Raw genomic sequence first — 19,176 nt, forward strand, 5'->3', positions numbered from 1 at the left:
GTATGACTGAGCTGTCGCAGGTGTCGGTGACGGCACTCAAGGGTGTCGGCGAAGCCATGGCCGAGAAGTTGGCCAAGGTCGGCCTGGAGAACCTTCAGGACGTGCTGTTCCACCTGCCTCTGCGCTATCAGGACCGCACCCGCGTAGTGCCCATCGGTCATTTGCGCCCTGGGCAGGACGCAGTGATCGAAGGCACCGTCAGCGGCGCCGACGTGATGATGGGCAAGCGCCGCAGCCTGGTGGTGCGCCTGCAGGATGGCACCGGCGGCCTGAGCCTGCGCTTCTACCATTTCAGCAACGCGCAGAAGGAAGGCCTCAAGCGCGGCACCCGCGTGCGCTGTTACGGCGAAGCACGCCCCGGCGCCTCGGGCCTGGAGATCTACCATCCGGAATACCGCGCCATTACGGGCGACGAGCCGCCGCCGGTCGACACCACCCTGACGCCGATCTACCCGCTGACCGAAGGCCTCACCCAACAACGCCTGCGCCAACTGTGCCAGCAGACCCTGACGATGCTCGGCCCGAAAAGCCTGCCCGACTGGCTGCCCGTGGAGCTGGCCCGGGACTATCAACTGGCGCCGCTGGACGATGCGATCCGCTACCTGCATCACCCACCGGCCGACGCGGACGTGGACGAACTGGCCCTCGGTCATCACTGGGCGCAGCATCGCCTGGCCTTCGAAGAACTGCTGACCCACCAACTGTCCCAGCAACGCCTGCGCGAGAGCATGCGCTCCCTGCGCGCCCCGGCGATGCCCAAGGCCACGCGCCTGCCCGCGCAGTACCTGGCGAACCTCGGCTTTGCGCCGACCGGTGCCCAACAGCGCGTGGGCAATGAAATCGCCTACGACCTCAGCCAGCCCGAACCCATGCTGCGCCTGATCCAGGGCGACGTCGGCGCGGGCAAGACCGTGGTCGCCGCCCTCGCCGCCCTGCAGGCACTCGAAGCCGGTTACCAGGTGGCGCTGATGGCGCCCACTGAGATTCTCGCCGAGCAGCACTTCATCACCTTCAAGCGCTGGCTCGAACCGCTGGGCCTGGAAGTGGCGTGGCTGGCGGGCAAACTCAAAGGCAAAAACCGCACAACCGCGCTGGAGCAGATCGCCAGCGGCGCACCGATGGTGGTGGGCACCCATGCGCTGTTCCAGGACGAAGTGCAGTTCAAGAACCTCGCGCTGGTGATCATCGACGAACAGCATCGCTTCGGCGTGCAACAGCGCCTGGCCCTACGCCAGAAAGGCGCGGGCGGGCGCATGAGCCCGCACCAACTGATCATGACCGCCACGCCGATCCCGCGCACCCTGGCCATGAGCGCCTACGCCGACCTCGACACCTCGATCCTCGACGAACTGCCGCCCGGCCGCACCCCGGTCAATACTGTGCTGGTCACCGACTCCCGGCGCGTGGAAGTCATCGAGCGCGTGCGCGGCGCCTGTGCCGAAGGCCGCCAGGCGTATTGGGTATGCACGCTGATCGAAGAGTCCGAAGAGCTGACCTGCCAGGCCGCCGAAACCACTTACGAAGACCTCACCAGCGCCTTGGGCGAACTCAAGGTCGGGCTGATCCACGGGCGCATGAAACCGGCGGAAAAAGCCGCGGTGATGGCGCAATTCAAGGCCGGCGACCTGCAACTGCTGGTGGCCACCACGGTGATCGAGGTCGGGGTGGACGTGCCCAACGCCAGCCTGATGATCATCGAAAACCCCGAGCGCCTGGGCCTGGCGCAACTGCACCAGCTACGCGGCCGCGTCGGCCGGGGCAGCGCGGCCAGCCACTGCGTGCTGCTGTATCATCCGCCGCTGTCGCAGATCGGCCGTCAACGCCTGGGCATCATGCGTGAAACCAACGACGGTTTTGTCATCGCCGAAAAAGACCTCGAACTGCGCGGCCCCGGCGAGATGCTCGGCACCCGCCAGACCGGCCTGCTGCAATTCAAGGTCGCCGACCTGATGCGCGACGCCGACCTGCTGCCGGCAGTGCGCGATGCGGCCCAGGCCCTGCTCGAGCGTTGGCCGGATCACGTCAGCCCGCTGCTGGATCGCTGGCTCAGGCATGGGCAGCAATACGGCCAAGTGTGACGCCTGTTTCACTTATCCGACCAACATTTGTATCAAGCTGGTTATACTCCAAAGACTGTACGAATTTGGATCAGGCCATGTCAGAAGTTGCCCACGCCGCCGCACCACTGACCGCCCCGCCGGTTATTCGGGCGCTGCTCGCGAAACTCTCCATCAGCTATACGGAAGTCGCCGAACATCCGGGCCTGAACCCTGCGCGAAAGATCCAGGCGGTGCTGCTGGAAGATGCGGTGGGCGCGCTCATGGTGCTGTTCCCGCAGAACCAGTTGCTCGACCTCAACCGCCTGACCGAACTCACCGGCCGCCACCTGACATCGGTGTCGCCGGAACGTATCGAACGCATGCTCGGCAAGCATGACCTCAGCCTGTTGCCCGGCCTGCCGGCGCTGACCAGCTCACCTTGCCTGTATGAAGGCAGCCTGCTCGATGAGTCGAGCCTGCTGGTTCACTCGGGCGAAGCCGGTTTGCTGCTGGAGATCGCCAGCGCCGACTTCAAGACCATGCTGACCAAGGCCAGCGCCGCTCAATTCGGCGAGCCGCTGAGCAACATCCGGCCCAACCTCGACCGGCCCCATGATGACCGCGAGGAAATCACCCAGGCCATGCAGGCGTTCACGGCCCGGCGCATCCAGCAACGCCTGGAAGCGACCATCGAGATTCCGCCGCTGGCCGACACTGCGCAGAAAATCATCAAACTGCGCGTCGACCCCAACGCCACCATCGACGACATCACCGGCGTGGTCGAAACCGACCCGGCGCTGGCCGCCCAGGTGGTCAGCTGGGCCGCCTCGCCCTATTACGCCTCGCCGGGCAAGATCCGCTCGGTGGAAGACGCCATCGTGCGGGTGCTGGGCTTCGACCTGGTGATCAACCTGGCGCTGGGCCTGGCCCTGGGCAAAACCCTGAGCCTGCCCAAGGACCACCCGCACCAGGCCACGCCGTACTGGCACCAGTCGATCTACACCGCCGCCGTCATCGAAGGCCTGACCCGCGCCATGCCGCGCGCGCAACGCCCGGAAGCCGGCCTGACCTACCTGGCCGGTCTGCTGCACAACTTCGGTTATCTGCTGCTGGCCCACGTGTTTCCGCCGCACTTCTCGCTGATCTGCCGACACCTGGAGGTCAACCCGCACCTGTGCCACAGCTATGTGGAGCAGCATTTGCTGGGTATCAGCCGCGAACAGATCGGCGCCTGGCTGATGCGCTACTGGGACATGCCGGACGAACTGTCCACCGCCCTGCGCTTCCAGCACGACCCGTCCTACGACGGCCAATACGCCGAGTACCCCAACCTGGTGTGCCTGGCCGTGCGCCTGCTGCGCAGCCGGGGCATCGGCTCCGGGCCACACGAAACCATCCCCGACGAGCTGCTTGAACGTTTGGGCTTGAGCCGTGACAAGGCTGAAGAAGTTGTGGCCAAGGTGCTGGATGCCGAGGTGCTGTTGCGCGAATTGGCCTCGCAGTTCAGCCAGGGCTGAATCGGTAGCTTGTTAGATCGCTATCGGGGGCAAGCCCCCTCCCACATTTTGATCTGCGAACACGGTCAAGTGTGGGAGGGGGCTTGCCCCCGATGAATCCACCTCGGTCTACTGCTTTTTCTTCGGCTTCAAATACTTGGTCAAGCCCTGGAATACGCCGAGTACCCCAACCTGGTATGCCTGGCCGTGCGCCTGCTGCGCAGCCGGGGCATCGGCTCCGGGCCGCACGAAACCATCCCCGACGAGCTGCTTGAACGTTTGGGCTTGAGCCGTGACAAGGCTGAAGAAGTCGTGACCAAGGTGCTGGATGCCGAGGTGCTGTTGCGCGAATTGGCCTCGCAGTTCAGCCAGGGCTGAATCGGTAGCTTGTTAGATCGCTATCGGGGGCAAGCCCCCTCCCACATTTTGATCTGCGAACACGGTCAAGTGTGGGAGGGGGCTTGCCCCCGATGAATCCACCTCGGTCTACTTCTTTTTCTTCGGCTTCAAATACTTGGTCAAGCCCTGGAACCAGATCACCAGCGCCGGGTTGCCCTTGATCTGGATCGACTTGTCCTGAATCCCCGTCATGAACGCCAGGTCTTTGTCACCCAACCTACGACGGCCAATACGCCGAGTACCCCAACCTGGTGTGCCTGGCCGTGCGCCTGCTGCGCAGCCGGGGCATCGGCTCCGGGCCACACGAAACCATCCCCGACGAGCTGCTTGAACGTTTGGGCTTGAGCCGTGACAAGGCTGAAGAAGTCGTGGCCAAGGTGCTGGATGCCGAGGTGCTGTTGCGCGAATTGGCCTCGCAGTTCAGCCAGGGCTGAATCGGTAGCTTGTTAGATCGCTATCGGGGGCAAGCCCCCTCCCACATTTTGATCTGCGAACACGGTCAAGTGTGGGAGGGGGCTTGCCCCCGATGAATCCACCTCGGTCTACTGCTTTTTCTTCGGCTTCAAATACTTGGTCAAGCCCTGGAACCAGATCACCAGCGCCGGGTTGCCCTTGATCTGGATCGACTTGTCCTGAATCCCCGTCATGAACGCCAGGTCTTTGTCACCCAACCTACGACGGCCAATACGCCGAGTACCCCAACCTGGTGTGCCTGGCCGTGCGCCTGCTGCGCAGCCGGGGCATCGGCTCCGGGCCGCACGAAACCATCCCCGACGAGCTGCTTGAACGTTTGGGCTTGAGCCGTGACAAGGCTGAAGAAGTCGTGGCCAAGGTGCTGGATGCCGAGGTGCTGTTGCGCGAATTGGCCTCGCAGTTCAGCCAGGGCTGAATCGGTAGCTTGTTAGATCGCTATCGGGGGCAAGCCCCCTCCCACATTTTGATCTGCGAACACGGTCAAGTGTGGGAGGGGGCTTGCCCCCGATGAATCCACCTCGGTCTACTGCTTTTTCTTCGGCTTCAAATACTTGGTCAAGCCCTGGAACCAGATCACCAGCGCCGGGTTGCCCTTGATCTGGATCGACTTGTCCTGAATCCCCGTCATGAACGCCAGTTGCTTGTTCTTCGCCTGCATCGTGGCGAAGCCATAGGCGGCGTCTTTAAAGGCAATGGCGAAGGCCGGCGCAGGGTGGACACCCGAGCGGCTGGTGATGCGCTGGTCTTTGACGATGAAGTGACGGGCAACCTTGCCGTCGAGAGTCTGCAACTGGAACGCCAGGTCTTTGTCACCCAACTGCTGCTGGAACGCAGGGTTGGTGCGGCTGGCTTTGCCCATCATCAGGCCCAGTACCCAGAGGAGAAGACGAAATTTCATGCACACGGCCTCGGTGTAATTATTGAGTGGCCGCAGCAGTGTAACGAATTGCCGAAAGAACGCCACCGATCTCGCGCTTTAGCCGGAGATCGGTTGGCGTTTACCGCTTATAGCAACAACTTACTTATACGTTAGGGCACGGCACCGGCGCCCAGTCGGCCAGGTTCGGATCGCGGCAAGTGCCTTCGATCTGTGCTTTACCGGCGCTGGCGACCTTCTTGCTCTCATCTTGCTTGGTCTGGGCAGTCTGGAAGGTTCTTTCGGTGGCGACCGCTTCTTTCGGCACCACAGGCAGCGGCGGACGCTTGGTCACGACTTTGCTGGTCGACTTACCTTTCTTGGCCGGTACAACCGCCGGAGTGGCATCCGCTGTCGCCACGGTGACCACGTCGTTGCGCTGCACGCCCACCTGTTGCAGGTCTTTCTCGTAAGCCTGGGTGTAGTTGTTCAGGTCTTCGCTGGCCTTGCCGTTGACCGCGACGATCAGGTCATTGGATTCCTTCAGGCCGGAAACGATTTCCGCCAGGCGCTTGCGGCCTTCGGTGTCGTTGACGGTCTTGGCTTTACGGTCGGCCACCAGCTTGGTGAACGCGCTCTGGTAGCACTGCTGGGAGGCCTTGGCGTAGGCGGTGCTGCGGTCGATGTCGGAGGCGCTTTTATTGACGTCGGCTGCGTAGGAGCCAATACGCTGGTTGTCATCGGCGATCTGCTTCTGACGCTCGGTGTAGTAACCCGCCGCGCCGCCAGCCAGGGCGCCGCCCGCGGCACCGATTGCGGCGTTACGGCCGCGCTTCTCGGAGTCGCCGGTCAGGGCGCCGAGCAATGCACCGCCAGCAGCGCCGATGGCCGCGCCGGTGACGACCGACTTGGTCATGTCCGAATCGGTCGCGCGCAGGTGCTGCACCGGCTCGTAGCAGTTCGGGTAGTACTCGACCTTGGTGCTCGACGCGACTTTGGACGTCGGCGACGTGGCGCAACCAGTCAACACGGTGCTGAAACCGGCTGCGATCAGCAGCAAGTGACGCTTGGAAACCGCCTTACGGGAAAAAAGCATAGGTGTGTTCTCTTTTAAGTTTGACTTGCCCAGCACGGCCCACCGCCGCCTGAGTCCCTTCCAAGCTCGCTCTATAGCCAACGATCAAGACCGCTGACCACTGGCTGCGAGCAATTCCTTCAAGATCGTTGCCGGGTCGGCCCGCTGTTGCTTGCGGTAGTTGCCGACATGGCGAACGAACAGTGTCGCGCGCGTCACCAGGCTTTTGCCGAGCACTGGCTTGCGATCCAACTCTTCCTTGATCCGTTGAAACTGCGCCTGGATCACCGCATCGGTGTAACGCGTGCCGGTGGCCAGGTTGTCGATATAGATCGCCACTGCGCCGTCGAGGGCACTGCGCCCGTTGGCGATGGCTACGGCAAACAGCTGCGCGCTGGCCTCGTCCTTGGCGTCCACGGCCTGCTGGCGGCTCTTCTGCAGATTGGTCAGGCGGATGTTGTAGTTATTGATGGTCTCGGCCACCAACGCCGCCGACTGAATCAGGTTGCCCGCCGCTTCTTCGCGTTGCTGGGCGATCAGCGAGACGTTGCGCTTGAGCTCTTCGTTGACCAGCCCCAGCTCGGCTTGCAGGCGTGGGTCGACGCTGGCGGCGATGATGCTGTCCAGGCGCTTGGTCGGGTCCTGGGCGTCATCGATGGCATCGGTCAGCGAGGCCAGGCGGCCTTCTTTCTGCCACTGCGCGAACAGCTCCTTGTAGCGCGAACGCGGTGCCGACAGCGCGCCGATCGCCACGCGAAAACCGGTGGTCTCGTTGCTTTGCTCGGTGCCGTCGGCGGCGAACAACGGGTACTCGCGGCGCATGCCGGTGAACAGCGTGCCCTCGCCCTCCAGGTAATTGCCGCCCTTGACCACAAAGCCGCCATAGGCGCCCTGGCGACGCCCGGCGTGTACCAGCTGGAAGGATTCCTGAACCATTTCCGCCGCGTTGCCGATCACATCGAACAGGCCGATCGGGTTGGGCAATTTGGTGCCGATGGGCAGCAGCCGCGCGGCCTGGCCGGTGCCGCCGGCGACTTGGTTGAACACCGCCCAATCGGCCAGCGGGCCGTCGCTTTCGCTGCCTTCGATGCGCCGCGGGAACAGGCGCCCTTCCAAGTCCTGGCGGCTCACGGCCTGGGCCCCGCGTGCGGCGAACTCCCATTCCACTTCGGTGGGCAGGCGCACAAAACCCAGGCCGCCGTCGTCCGCCGAAGCACCACGCCCGCTCACCGGCAGCAACTCGCGGTGGTATTTCATCAGCCAGGCGCTGTACACCGCCGAGAAGCGTTCGGCTTCAAAGCGCGACAGCTTGACCTTGGGCAAACGCCCGGCCATGCCACTGGGCGCATCGCACGCGGGCGCCGGTTCGCCACTGGCCAGCGATTGCGCCTGGGACATCACCAGGGCGTATTGGCGCGCGGTCACTTCGTACTTGCCGATGAAGTAGAGCATCGGCTTGAGCGGGGTCTTCGCGTCGGTCTTCGGCATCAAGGGCGTGATGACGTTGTTCCAGTCTTTCGGCAGGTCCTTGAGGCTGAACTGGCCGTTGATGAAGTCGCGGCGATAACCGGAAATGAACGACTGCTGATAGCCCGCCTCGCCTTCGGCAAAGGGGTAGCCGAGGCTGATCTCGCGGTCGTCCAACGTGCCTTGGGCCAGCACATAGACGTAGCGGAACACCATGTTGCCTTCGCACGGCAGCGGCAGGCTGACGTCGTCCGGCAACGGCTTGGGGTTGTCGAGCTTGTCGCTTGCCTCATCGGCCCACGCCAGCGAGGCCAGGCTCAGCGCCAAGGCGGCGCCCAGTAATTTATACATCTCGGATTCCTTCAGAAGCCTGGATACGCGCCACGCGCCAACCGCCACAGGCTGCCGCCACGGCGCTGACGCCGAGCACAGCCACCAGGGCCAGGCCGTAATGACGCGCCAGCAGGTGGCTGGCGTGTTCGCCCGGCACCTGTACGAATAATTGATTCAAGCCCGCCTCGGCCAGGCCATACAGACCCGCACTGAACACGGCGGCCAAGCCGGCGCTGTAGAGCGCCTGCAGCACCACAAACAGCAACAGCGCGGCGGTGGAAAAGCCCAACAGGCGCAACACCGATAACTCCCTGCGCTTGCGCGCCACGGCGGCCAGCGCCCCGGCGAAGATCGCCGCGAACGCCCCCGCCAAGGCCAACCCGGCGATGATCCAGAACACGATCGACAGGTTGCGGCTCAACGACTGCACCTGGGCGATGCTCAATGCCTGGGTCGCCACCAACAGATTCTGCCCGGCGAAAAACACCCGCAGCGGCTCCACATCGGTGAGGTTGCGCGCATACAGGCGAAACGCCGGATACACCCGCTGCTCGCCCGCGCCGACCGCGTCGCCGTCCCAACCCAGCGCTGGCACGGCACGGCCGTCGCGGTAGTCTTCCACCGCTTCCAGCAGGCTCAATTCAGCAAACAGGCCGTCACGGGCGAAGGCTTCCAGCGGCAGTACCGCGAGCACCTGCAAACGCGTGCGCCGGGTTTCGACGCGCCCCGCGACCTGGCGCGCAAAGCCGGTCTCCAGCCAATCCCCGGGCCGCGCCGCGAGCTTCTCGGCGGCGGTGTGGCTCAGCACGATCTGCGCCAGGCCCTGGGGCATCGGCAAACCGTTGAGCAGTGGATCGCCCGGCGCGGTCGGCAGCATTTCCAGGGTCAATGTGCCCACCTGCGCGGTCGCCGCGATCTGCCGCGTGCGCGGGATGGCGAACGCCACATCGCCGCGCTGGCCCAACTGCTCGACAAAGGCGCGGCTGAATCGACCACCGCCCAACGGAATAATTTCACGGGTGGCCGGGTCGTTCTCCAGGCGCTCGGTCAGACTGCTGACCAGCCCGAACTTCAGGCCGAACAACACCAGCAACGGCGCGACGACGGCGACCAGCGCCAGCACCGCGCAGGCCGACAGCCACGCATCGTTGCGGTAATCCTGCCAAGCCAGGGAAGCCACCAGACCGAGGCGCATCAGCACACCTCCCCGAGGGTGGCGGTGATGCCGCCATCAGTGTCGCGACGGCAAGCGATACGGCGCACCTGCAAGCCGCTGGCGCGAGCCAGGGGTTCGTCATGGGTGGCGATCACGCAAGCGGCGCGGTGTTCGCGAGCGCGGGCCAACAGCGCTTGCATCACCCGTTCGGCGTTAAGCGGGTCGAGGGACGCGGTCGGCTCATCGGCCAAGACCAATTGCGGCGCATGGGCCAGGGCGCGGGCGCAGCTCACGCGCTGGCGTTGGCCGACCGACAGCGCCGCCGGCTTCTTGGCCAGTTGATCGCTGATTTCCAATTGCTCGGCCAGGCGCGCCACGCTGCCATCGTCCTTCAACCCCAGCAGTTGCCGGGACAAGGCGATATTGCTGCGCACATCGAGAAAGCCCAGCAAGCCGCCGGTTTGCAGGACGTAACCGAGGTGCCGGCTGCGCAACTCGGCCAGGGCGGTCTGCCGATCAGCGCGCCACAACCCGCCGATATCGGTCTGATTGAATTCGAAGCGGTCCACCTGATCCGGCGCGAGCACCAGGGCCAGCAGGTCGAGCAAGGTGCTTTTGCCGCACCCGCTCGGCCCGACAATCGCCACTTGCTCCCCCGCGCGCAGGTGCAACGCCGGAATCACCAGGCTATAGCGCTGGGCACCGACGCCCCGGCTCTTGTGTACCGCGTTCAGGTTCAGCATTACGGCAGCGTCGACAAAGGGACGCGGTACAACGCATCGCCCGGCTCGGCAGCGCCGAAACGGACCCAGTTGGCCAGGTCATTGTGGAAGGTTTCATAGAGGCGGATCTTCGAATCCAGCTCGTCGATAAAGTCCTCCTGCTCGGCCACGCTCAACGACAGCCACAGGTCCTGGGTCATGTTCAGCGACTTGCTGCGGTACGGCAGGCCTTCCAGGTATTCGCCGAGAATGCCGCCATCGGCCAGGTTGCCGCCCTTGCGCAGGGCCTGCGGGTCGCGGCTCATATAGGCCGAGGCGCTGGCGATTTCCTGGAAGAAGTCTTTGGGCGAGGTCTGGGTTTTGCGGGCGGCGTCGACGATCAGTTTCAGCGACTGCTGCAGGTCGTTGAGCTGCAATTTGGTCAACATCACGCACACCTGGAACGCCGGCAGCGCCGGGTTGGTCAGGTCGCGGTCGGCGGTCCAGGCGCTGACCAGTTGCGGCGCCTGGCTCGCGGCTTTGCGCCCGAGGAAGTCCATGTGCATGGCGTAGCCGATGGCGGCGGATTTATCCGCCAGGCTTGGCGCGGCGCTCAGCAAGGGCAGCGGCTGTGGCGTGTCATTGCGTACCTGATGCACCAGGTTGGCGAACACCGTACCGATCTCATCGACGCGCTCGCCCAGCTTGCGTACATCGCCACCCGGCACCTTCGTATACAGGTCGCCGATCTGCGGGTTGGCGTCGGCGGTGAGGATGCGGTACTGGCTTTCGGCGCCGGCGTGGGTTTTCTTGCCGGCGTCGGTGCGCAGGTGCAGGGCGTAGATCTTGATCTGCTTGCCCAGCGCCGCCTGGCGCACTTCGGCTTCGTTCATCTGGGTGGCGGCGAACGGGTCGTTCTTGCGCAGCGCGCCGGCGTCGGTGACCAGCAGGATGATACGGCCGCCATAGCCGGACCAGTCCATGCCTTCGACAGCCTGCATCACCCCGGCAAACGCGTCCTCGTTGAAGGAGTGGCTGGACACGGTCGACGCCTTGACCCCGCGCGCCAGGTCGAGGAAGCGCTGCGGGTCGCGGCCCTGGTCGAGGGTGATCAGGGTCTTGGCCACGTATTCCAGGCCCGGGGTTTTCTTGATGCTGTTGCGAAAACCCACCAGGCCGAAGCTGACGCTGTCCAACTCGCCGCGTTCGGCGATGCGGGTTTGCAGCTCGTGGACCACATCGCGGATCTGGTCGATATACGGCTGCATCGACACGGTGGTGTCGACCACCAGCACCACCGCCGTGCGGAAGGCATCGGCATTGGCGTTGATCAGCGCGGTCGCGGGCTTGGCGACCGCGCTGCTGCCAGGGTCGATGGACGCGACGTTGAGCAACTGCACCGGCTGGCCGTTGTCGTCGAAGCTCTCTTTGGAATCGAAGATCGGCAGCAGGTAGAACTGGTTCTGCGGCACCGCGCTGGCGGCCGGCTCCAGGGCCAGCACCTGGCCGTTGTCGTCGCGGTTGTTCTGCGCCTTGGCCAGCACGCCTTTGGCAGCGGCGGGGTCGGCCAGCAGCTTTTCCACTTCGCCGGATTGGCGCAGGAACATCACCGGCGCCCGGCCGGAGCGTTCGGTGAACTTGAGCACCAGGCTTTGCTTCCAGTCGCTGACCTGGGCGGCCGGCAACCAACCGTCGCTGCGCCCATCGGTGGCGGCACCGACGCGCAGCCATGGGCTGCCGTCGACGTCCTTACGCTGATACACATAGAGCACGGAAAACGCCGGCAGGGCTTTGCCTGGCGCGCTGCCGGCAGCGCTGGCGAGTTTCGCGCCGGGTTTGCTGAGCACGCGCTGGAACAGGGTTTTCTTGCCCGCCATCAGCAAGGGCCGTTGACCGCCGTCCACTTCGGCGACCGCCACCGGTGGCGTCACCGGTGGTGTCACCTTGGGCACTGCCGCAGCCGGTGGCTTGGCGGGCTGATCACTGCCGCTCAACCACCAGTAACCCGCGCCACCTATGGCCAAGGCAACCGCCACCGCCACGGCGGCCAACGCCAACACCGGCCCACGGCGCTGCTCGGACACCGTGTGCCGTGGGGTTGGCGGCACCACCGGCTGGCGCGCCGGTTGCGGCTTGTCGGTCGGGATCTCGATGGATTGCGGAGTGATGCCGGCCAGATCGAAACTCAGCGGAATCGGCAACGGCCGCACCTGCGTGGCGTCCGGCGACTCGGTCGGCAGTTGATCCAGCGCCAGCAGCAACGCCGCCGCATCCGGGAAGCGCTCATTCGGGTCCTTGGCCAACAGTTTGCGCAGCACGTCCTGATAACGCCCGTGATGCAGCGGCAGTTCCGGCAGCGGCTCGGTCAGGTGGGCCAAGGCCGTGGAGAGCGCGTCGGTGCCGTTATAAGGCAGCTTGCCGACGAGGATTTCATAGAGCACCACGCCCAGCGCATACAGGTCTGCGCGGCCATCGATTTCCTGGCCACGCGCCTGTTCCGGGCTCATGTAGCTCGGCGTGCCCACGGCGAAACCGGCCTGGGTGAACTGGGTGCGGTCGTCCAGGGATTTGGCGATGCCAAAGTCCGACAGCACGGCGGTGCCGTCGGCGCGGAACAGAATGTTCGCCGGCTTGACGTCGCGGTGGACCAACCCCTGCGCATGGGCATAACCCAGGGCCGAAGCGATCTGGCGGATCAGCGTGAGGCCCTGCTCCGGGGTGAGGCCGGCGGCGATGCGCTCCTTGAGCGTGCCGTTGGGCAGGTACTCCATGGCCATGTAATACAGCTCGCCGACATTGCCGATGTCATGGATGGTCACCGTGTGCGGGTGCGACAGCCGCGCCAGGGTCTTGCCTTCGCGCAGGAAGCGCTCGCAGAAACTCGGGTCCGCCGCCAGCGCCGCCGCCATCACCTTGAGCGCGACCTTGCGCTCCAGCGAGCGCTGGGTCGCCAGGTATACGCTGGCCATGGCGCCTTCGCCGATCTCGCCTTCGATGTCGTAGCCCGGGATCACGATGTTCATGCCGATACCTTCACGACGATGGCAGTGATGTTGTCCGGTGCGCCGCGGTTCAGCCCCAGGTGGACCAGGCTGCGCACGATTTCATCCGGGGCGTCATGGTTGAGCACTTCACGGATCTCGTGGTCCTCGACGGTCTTGTTCAGGCCATCGCTGCACAGCAGGTAACTGTCGCCGGGGGCGATCAGCAGGTCGACCACCGCCAGTTCCAGTTGGGCTTCCACACCGATGGCGCGGGTGACGATGTTGGCGCGCGGATGCACGCGGGCATCGGCCTCGCTGAGCAGGCCGCTGTCTTGCAGGTCTTGCACGTAGCTGTGGTCGCGCGAAATGCCGTCGAGCACGCCGTCGCGCAGGCGATACAGGCGACTGTCGCCGGCCCACAGGCACACGCCGCGCAAGCCGCGTGCGGCGAACACCACCACGGTGCTGCCCATCATGGTCACGCCACGGTTGGCGGTTTCTTCACGCACGGCCGCGTTGATGCGGATCAGGTCGTTGCGCAAGGCCGCCGAGTATTCCTCGAGGGAACGCCCCAGCGGCACACTGCGCAGGCTGTCGACGATCAGGCTGCTGACGTAATCCCCCGCGGCGTGCCCGCCCATGCCGTCGGCCACCACCCACAGGCGATTCTCGGGCAGGTCCAGGCACGCGTCTTCATTGACCTGGCGAACCATGCCCACATGGCTTTTGCTCGCGGATTTGTACGTCGACCCCATCTACATCACACCTTCTTGTCCGAGCAAAAACTGCGCAAAATCGCTGGTGGCGGGCAGGCCCTGACACCGCAATAAACCAGGGGAAATCGTCTGCGAACCACGCCCCCACCACAGGCTGGCGCCTTCGCAGGCCTGTTCGGCGAGTGCGGTCATGCGCGCATGGGGAACGGTGGCGGCGACCCGCTGCAGCCCGGCGAAACGGCTGTCCACCGCGCGCGGTTCCGTCGCCGGCAAGCCCAGGCAGTCGAGGCCGGCGTTGAAATTCTCGAAGGTGGCACCGGCATCCAGGGTGCCGAGCAACAGCTCTTCGGCCTCTTCAAACCAGCGGTCCGGGCCGCCCACCAGGGACGCCGGGTTGGTGTCGTGATCGAGCAAGGCGACCACGGCCAGCGGGAAATACCGCCCGACCCGGTCGATGCTCGGCATCACCACGCCCGCCGCCGCGTTCGGCCCGCACACGCCGGGCGCCAGCACAAAGCGCCACAGCGGGCTGACCAGATATACGTTGAGCCAACCGGCGCCGAGGCTGTGTTGACTGGCGAGCAGGCCCGCCGCCAGCCAGCTGTCCCACGGGCCGATAAAGCTCTGCGGTAAGGCGCGGCTGACAAAATCGCCGCGACTGGCCAACTTGCCGTAGAAGCCCAACGTCGTCATAACCGCTCCGGCAGGCTGAAGCCACTGAGCACGCGGCTCTTGAACGGGTTGAAGGCGCTGTTGGCACGCAATTCGTAGGCGATGCTCGCACCGTCGACCCGCAGGCGCAGGCTGAAGCGGTCCGGCGCATTGCCAGGCGTGAGGTCCGATTGTTCCAGCAGGCGGAACCAGGCCCACGGGCCGTCCAGGGTCACGCCGGAGCGACCGCTGGCCGACGGCGGCATGATCGAAATACGCACCACGCCAATGCTGCCGGGGTTCGGCCATTGCATCGCCACCGGACGGCTCGGGCCGTGGTCGTAGCTCAATTGCTGGCCGTCGAGGTCGAGCAGGAACTGGGTGATGCTGGCGTCCATCGCCACCGGCTTGAGCTCGAAACGCACGATCGGCTGAGTACCGCCTGAGCGAAAGAACGCATCGCGGATCGTCGCCGCGCGCTGGAAGGTTTGCAGCACACCCGGCGCAATCCCGAGTTTCTGCGCCGCGCCCGGCTGCCAGCGCCAGGTCTGTGCGGAGGTATCGACGTAGGGCTGCAGATATTTGCGGAAGTAGTTATCCATCACCCCGCCCACGCCGAAGAACTGGCCGAAATCATCCAGAGTCGCGTCACGCGCGCTGCCCGGCGACATCGGATAACGCCCGGCCAGGGACTGGCGATACACGTTCACCACTTCGCTGACCCACGCCGCGTTCAGCTGGTTGCGCACCCCGCCCATCATGCTGTTGGTGGTCGAGTTGACCACCGACTTGACCATGCCCTGCACCAGCGGCGGCTGGCGCTCGGCGTTCAGGCTGACCCGCGTGGCCGCCGCTGCAGCCTGGTTCTTGGCCTCACCGAGCAAGGCATCGCCGCTGGCGCCGACCATGGCGCTGACTTGCACGTACAGCGCGTTCATATCCGCCAGCAGGCCGTCGATGGCCGCCGGTTCGCCTTCGTTCTTGCTGACGATGCTGTTGAGCTCGGCGAAGTGCGCGGTCACCGGGTCGTCCGCAGCGGCCGGCGCATCCGCGTTCGGTTGCGCCTGGCCGAGCAGGTTGCCCAGGCGTTCCTTGAGCTTGTCCACGCCGCCTTCGACCGGCACGCCCTTGGCCGCTAACTGGCGTTCCTCTGCCTGCAAGTCGGTTTCCCTGGCCACCGCCACCAGCAGTTTTTTCAGCGGCGAGGTCGGCCCGGAAATCACCCGCAGCACGTCCGCCGCCTGGGCCACGCTGGTGATCGGCACAAAGTCGATGTCGGCGAGCAACGCATCCCACTGGCGCTGGTAGTCCTGGAAGTACAGGCGGCGCACGTCGGCGGCCAGGCTGACCACGTTCTGCTGGTCGGCCTGCTCATGGCCGAGCACCCATTGCTCTTCGGCCAGGGTGCCGGTCTGGTTCAGGCTGCGCAGCAGGAACGCCTGGCGATAGCCCTTGGCGGTGAAGAAACCACTCAGCGGCTCGCCCAACGGCTTGCCGCTTTTGCGGCTGAACACCAATGCGGCGTCGCGACCGGCGGCTTCGTTGAGGCGGAAGTCCGGAATGCCGTCGGGCAGTTTCTGGCGTTTGACCCGGTCATACACACGCTGAGCCACCGGCAGTTGTTGCAACTGCCGACGCAGGTCGTCGATCAAGCGCGCATCGAGGCGTGCGCTCGGCGGGTGACGTTCGAACAACGCCTGCAAGTGTTCGGCCAGCGCCTGGCGCTGATCGGCGGGCAGGTCGCGTGGCAGGTTGCGGTCCCAGTCGAGGGCGATCCAGGCCTTGATGAATTCCGCGTCGTAATGCTCGATGTCGGCGAGCATCAGGTAGGCCTTGAGGCCCTCGTAGAGGAAGTCGGAGTTACCGCCGCCGTGCAGTTGCTCCTCGATGCGCGTCACCAGGCGCGGCGCGAAGACGGCGATCAACAGCTTGCGATAGACGCTGGCGGATTCGGCTTCGAGCATATCGCCCTGATACAGGCCCAGACCCTCGGACCAACTTGGCGAATCCCCGGCGAGGTGTTTCACCGCGTTGAGCAACGGCAACACGGCGAGCACTTCGCGCTGTGCCGGGCTGAGGTTCTGTACGGCCTGGCCCAGGGGCGCGACCTTCTGGTCGACCTGGGCGATATACGCCTGGTTGGCGCGATAACTGACCCACCACAGGCTGCTGACCACGATCACCAGCACCACGGTGGCCGCGAGCACGCCGCGTGCGATCCATTTGCGCCGCCGCTCGACCTGCGGGTTGACGCCCACCAGCCCGCGCTCGGCAAAGGCGACCGCGCTGAACAGTTTCTCGATGAAGTAACTGCGCCCGCTGCCGCTCTGGCGTGCCAGGTGCTGGCGGTCCAGGTTCATGCTCTGGGCCATGGTGCCGATCAAGCGATCGATCGGGCTGCCTTCCTGGGTGCCGCTGGTGAAATACACGCCGCGCAGCAAGACGCGCTCTTCAAAGGCGTTGGGTTTGAACACGCCTTCGAGGAAGCTTTGCAGGCAATCTTTCAATGCGCCGAACTGCTGCGGGAAGCCGTAGATCAAGTCGCGCCGCGCCGGGTCGCGTTCCTGTTGCAGGCGTTCGACCAGGCGTTCGTTGAGGCGCTGTTCGAGGCCGGCGAATTCGCTTTGCAGGTGCGCCAGGGGGCTGTCGCTGTGCTTGCCGTCGTCCAGGGCAAAGGTCATGCCCCACACCTGGGCGCGTTCTTCCTTGCTCAGGTTGTCGAAGAACTCCATGAAACCCGGCACCAGGTCGAGCTTGGTCAGCATCAGGTAGATCGGGAAACGCACGCCCAGCTGGGTGTACAGCTCCTGGATACGCAGGCGAATCGCCGCCGCGTGGGCAGCGCGTTCGGCTTCGCTGCCCAGCAGCAGGTCCGACAGGCTGATGGCGATAAAGGCGCCATCGATCGGGCGGCGCGAGCGCTGCTTTTTCAACAGGTCGAGGAAGCCCAGCCAGGCGGCTTTGTCCACCGGGGAGTTGCTGTCCTGGGTGGTGTAGCGGCCGGCGGTATCGAGCAATACGGCCTGGTCGGTAAACCACCAGTCGCAGTTGCGCGTGCCGCCGACGCCCCGCACCGCCCCGGCGCCCAATTGGGCAGCCAGCGGGAAATGCAGCCCGGAATTGACCAGCGCGGTGGTCTTGCCCGAACCCGGCGGGCCGATGATCACGTACCACGGCAGCTCGTAGAGGTTGCGCCGCTCATCCCCGCCGAGCTTGGCTTTTTTCAGCAGGGCCAGGGCTTCGTCCATGCGCTGGCGCAGGCTGGTGAGTTCTTCGGCGGTGGCGACGCTGTTGGGGTCGGCCGGGGTTTGCGCGGCCAGGCTGCGCATCACTTCGGCGGCCTGGCGACGGGCCTGGAGGATGCGGAACACACGGTAGGCGAGCCAGGCCGCAAACAGCAGGACGATCAGCGCCCAGCGCCGCCCTTCGGGCACCAGCACGTCGAGCAGGGGCCCGACAAACCAGATGATCAGGCTCAGGGCGATCAGGCCCAGCAACGGGATCACCCAGCGAATCATGAAACTGAAAAACGCCTTCACTCGACGCCCTCCGCGAGTACGGTGATTTCAACCCGACGATTGCGGGCACGGCCTTCGGCGGTGGCGTTGGTCGCCACCGGCTCGGTGTCGCTTCTGCCCTCGGCACTGAAGCGATCGCCCTGGCCGGTCTTGGCCGCGAGGATCTCCAGCACCGACTTGGCCCGCGCTTCGGACAAGGCCCAGTTGGACGGGAAGCGCAGCGTGGCAATCGGGCGGTTGTCGCTGTGCCCGGTGACGCGCACCTGGCCCTTGACCTTGCGGATCGCGTCGGCGATGCGCAGCATCAGCGGCTGGTAGTCGTCGACGATGCTGGAGCTGGCCGACGCAAAGAGCTCATCACCGCGGATCGTCACGACGGAACGGTCGACCTTGTCTTCCACCGCGACGCGCCCGGCCTTGATGTCTTCCACCAGAAAACCGGCCAGGCGCGGGCGCTCGATCACTTTCGGCTGCGCCACGGGGCGGTCGATGGCCTGCACCGGGATCTCGCCCAGGGCATGGATATTCTTGAACACCGGCTCGGCGTCTGCGGCCAGCTTCAGGCGCAGGCCGAACAGCAACGCCAGCAGCAGCGCCAGGCCGATGGCCACGGCGATCCACGGCGGCATGAACTGCGCCAGGCGATCGCGCGCCACGGTCACGCCGCGCCAGTGCGGCGACAGCTCGCGCTCGTGGTCGCCCCGGGCGCTGCGAATCGCCGCTGCGGTACGTTCACGCAGGGCTTCCAACTGGCTGCGACCATCGTTCATCACGCGGTAGCGGCCTTCGAAACCCAGGCACATGCACAGGTACAACAGTTCCAGCAGGTACAAGCGCTCGCGTGGGCTTTGCAGGCAATGGTCGAGTAGCTGGAAGACCTTTTCGCCGCCCCAGGCTTCGTTGTGAACGGTGATCAGCAGGCTCTGCTTGCCCCAATCGCTGGTGCTGCCCCACGGCGTGCTCAACACTGCCTCATCCAGTGCGGTACACAGGGCGTAACGCGCCAGCAGCACTTCGTTGCGCGCCACGCCAGCAGCTTCGGCGCGCTCTTCGAACTGGCGCAGATAGGCCAGCAACTGCGCACGCAAACTGGCCGGCGCCGGGTGGGCGATGGTGTTGCGCAGGCGTGTCAGCAAGGCCAGCAGCGGGCCGGCGGCGCTTTCCAGCGGGTTCAGGCCGTGGCTTTTGCCGGTCAGGATCGGCGCGGCCGGCATCGACAGCGGCGCCGGTTCGGCACGCGCGGGTTCGGGCGCACGGCCACCCGGGCGCGGCATGAACTGGGTGCGGTCATCATCATTGGGGTGCATCGCG

General features: G+C 65.2%; 12 protein-coding genes and 5 pseudogenes. 5 read left to right on the forward strand and 12 right to left on the reverse strand.

Features of this window, described 5'->3' with window-relative positions; genetic code table 11:
- Positions 1-2: 2 nt before the first annotated feature.
- The 3 genes and pseudogenes from recG to RGV59_RS05060 all read left to right on the forward strand — a co-directional run.
- On the forward strand, positions 3-2,078 hold the full coding sequence (recG, locus tag RGV59_RS05050; RefSeq protein WP_126585191.1) for an ATP-dependent DNA helicase RecG: 2,076 nt from the start codon (positions 3-5) through the stop codon (positions 2,076-2,078).
- 77 nt (positions 2,079-2,155) lie between these two features.
- The gene (locus RGV59_RS05055; RefSeq protein ID WP_169884162.1) at positions 2,156-3,556 is read left to right on the forward strand and encodes an aminoacyl-tRNA deacylase and HDOD domain-containing protein; all 1,401 of its coding nucleotides are present in this window, start codon (positions 2,156-2,158) and stop codon (positions 3,554-3,556) included.
- A gap of 153 nt (positions 3,557-3,709) precedes the next feature.
- Positions 3,710-3,913 (forward strand): annotated as a pseudogene (locus RGV59_RS05060) (histidine kinase); the annotation flags it as partial.
- Positions 3,914-4,021: 108 nt separating this feature from the next.
- Here RGV59_RS05060 and RGV59_RS05065 read toward each other — a convergent pair.
- Positions 4,022-4,135: pseudogene (locus RGV59_RS05065) on the reverse strand (helicase); the annotation flags it as partial.
- 11 nt (positions 4,136-4,146) lie between these two features.
- Here RGV59_RS05065 and RGV59_RS05070 point away from each other — a divergent pair.
- Positions 4,147-4,368, forward strand: a pseudogene (locus RGV59_RS05070) (histidine kinase); the annotation flags it as partial.
- A 108-nt stretch (positions 4,369-4,476) separates the two neighbouring features.
- On the opposite strand, the pseudogene RGV59_RS05075 reads toward RGV59_RS05070, so the two are convergent.
- Positions 4,477-4,590: pseudogene (locus RGV59_RS05075) on the reverse strand (helicase); the annotation flags it as partial.
- Positions 4,591-4,601: 11 nt separating this feature from the next.
- Here RGV59_RS05075 and RGV59_RS05080 point away from each other — a divergent pair.
- Positions 4,602-4,823 (forward strand): annotated as a pseudogene (locus tag RGV59_RS05080) (histidine kinase); the annotation flags it as partial.
- Between the two features lie 108 nt (positions 4,824-4,931).
- On the opposite strand, the gene RGV59_RS05085 reads toward RGV59_RS05080, so the two are convergent.
- The 10 genes from RGV59_RS05085 to RGV59_RS05130 all read right to left on the reverse strand — a co-directional run bounded on the left by RGV59_RS05085 (position 4,932) and on the right by RGV59_RS05130 (position 19,172).
- Positions 4,932-5,306, reverse strand: coding sequence for a hypothetical protein (locus tag RGV59_RS05085; protein WP_046385148.1), 375 nt, complete (start codon positions 5,304-5,306; stop codon positions 4,932-4,934).
- A 124-nt stretch (positions 5,307-5,430) separates the two neighbouring features.
- On the reverse strand, positions 5,431-6,360 hold the full coding sequence (gene tagQ, locus RGV59_RS05090) for a type VI secretion system-associated lipoprotein TagQ (protein ID WP_102618740.1): 930 nt from the start codon (positions 6,358-6,360) through the stop codon (positions 5,431-5,433).
- Between the two features lie 84 nt (positions 6,361-6,444).
- Positions 6,445-8,157: a formylglycine-generating enzyme family protein gene (locus RGV59_RS05095; RefSeq protein WP_126585192.1), complete on the reverse strand. Its 1,713-nt coding sequence runs from the start codon at positions 8,155-8,157 to the stop codon at positions 6,445-6,447.
- Complete coding sequence (locus RGV59_RS05100) at positions 8,150-9,334, reverse strand: ABC transporter permease (RefSeq protein ID WP_126585193.1); 1,185 nt, start codon at positions 9,332-9,334, stop codon at positions 8,150-8,152. Before RGV59_RS05100 ends, RGV59_RS05095 begins: the two co-directional genes overlap by 8 nt.
- On the reverse strand, positions 9,334-10,038 hold the full coding sequence (locus RGV59_RS05105; protein ID WP_046381638.1) for an ABC transporter ATP-binding protein: 705 nt from the start codon (positions 10,036-10,038) through the stop codon (positions 9,334-9,336). Before RGV59_RS05105 ends, RGV59_RS05100 begins: the two co-directional genes overlap by 1 nt.
- Positions 10,038-13,019 carry a serine/threonine-protein kinase gene (locus RGV59_RS05110; protein ID WP_126585194.1) on the reverse strand — a complete coding sequence of 994 codons (2,982 nt, stop codon included), beginning with the start codon at positions 13,017-13,019 and terminating at the stop codon, positions 10,038-10,040. Before RGV59_RS05110 ends, RGV59_RS05105 begins: the two co-directional genes overlap by 1 nt.
- Positions 13,016-13,735: a PP2C family protein-serine/threonine phosphatase gene (locus tag RGV59_RS05115; protein WP_017849970.1), complete on the reverse strand. Its 720-nt coding sequence runs from the start codon at positions 13,733-13,735 to the stop codon at positions 13,016-13,018. Before RGV59_RS05115 ends, RGV59_RS05110 begins: the two co-directional genes overlap by 4 nt.
- Entirely contained in the window at positions 13,736-14,389 is a 654-nt protein-coding gene (gene tagF / locus RGV59_RS05120; protein ID WP_126585195.1) for a type VI secretion system-associated protein TagF, read from the reverse strand.
- On the reverse strand, positions 14,386-17,886 hold the full coding sequence (gene tssM, locus RGV59_RS05125) for a type VI secretion system membrane subunit TssM (RefSeq protein ID WP_126585196.1): 3,501 nt from the start codon (positions 17,884-17,886) through the stop codon (positions 14,386-14,388). Before tssM ends, tagF begins: the two co-directional genes overlap by 4 nt.
- Entirely contained in the window at positions 17,883-19,172 is a 1,290-nt protein-coding gene (locus RGV59_RS05130; RefSeq protein WP_017849973.1) for a DotU family type VI secretion system protein, read from the reverse strand. The genes tssM and RGV59_RS05130 overlap by 4 nt, the downstream gene beginning before the upstream one ends.
- Between the last annotated feature and the right edge of the window lie 4 nt (positions 19,173-19,176).

The organism is Pseudomonas sp. FG1 (genome assembly GCF_034313875.1).
Taxonomy (GTDB): Bacteria; Pseudomonadota; Gammaproteobacteria; order Pseudomonadales; family Pseudomonadaceae; genus Aquipseudomonas; species Aquipseudomonas veronii.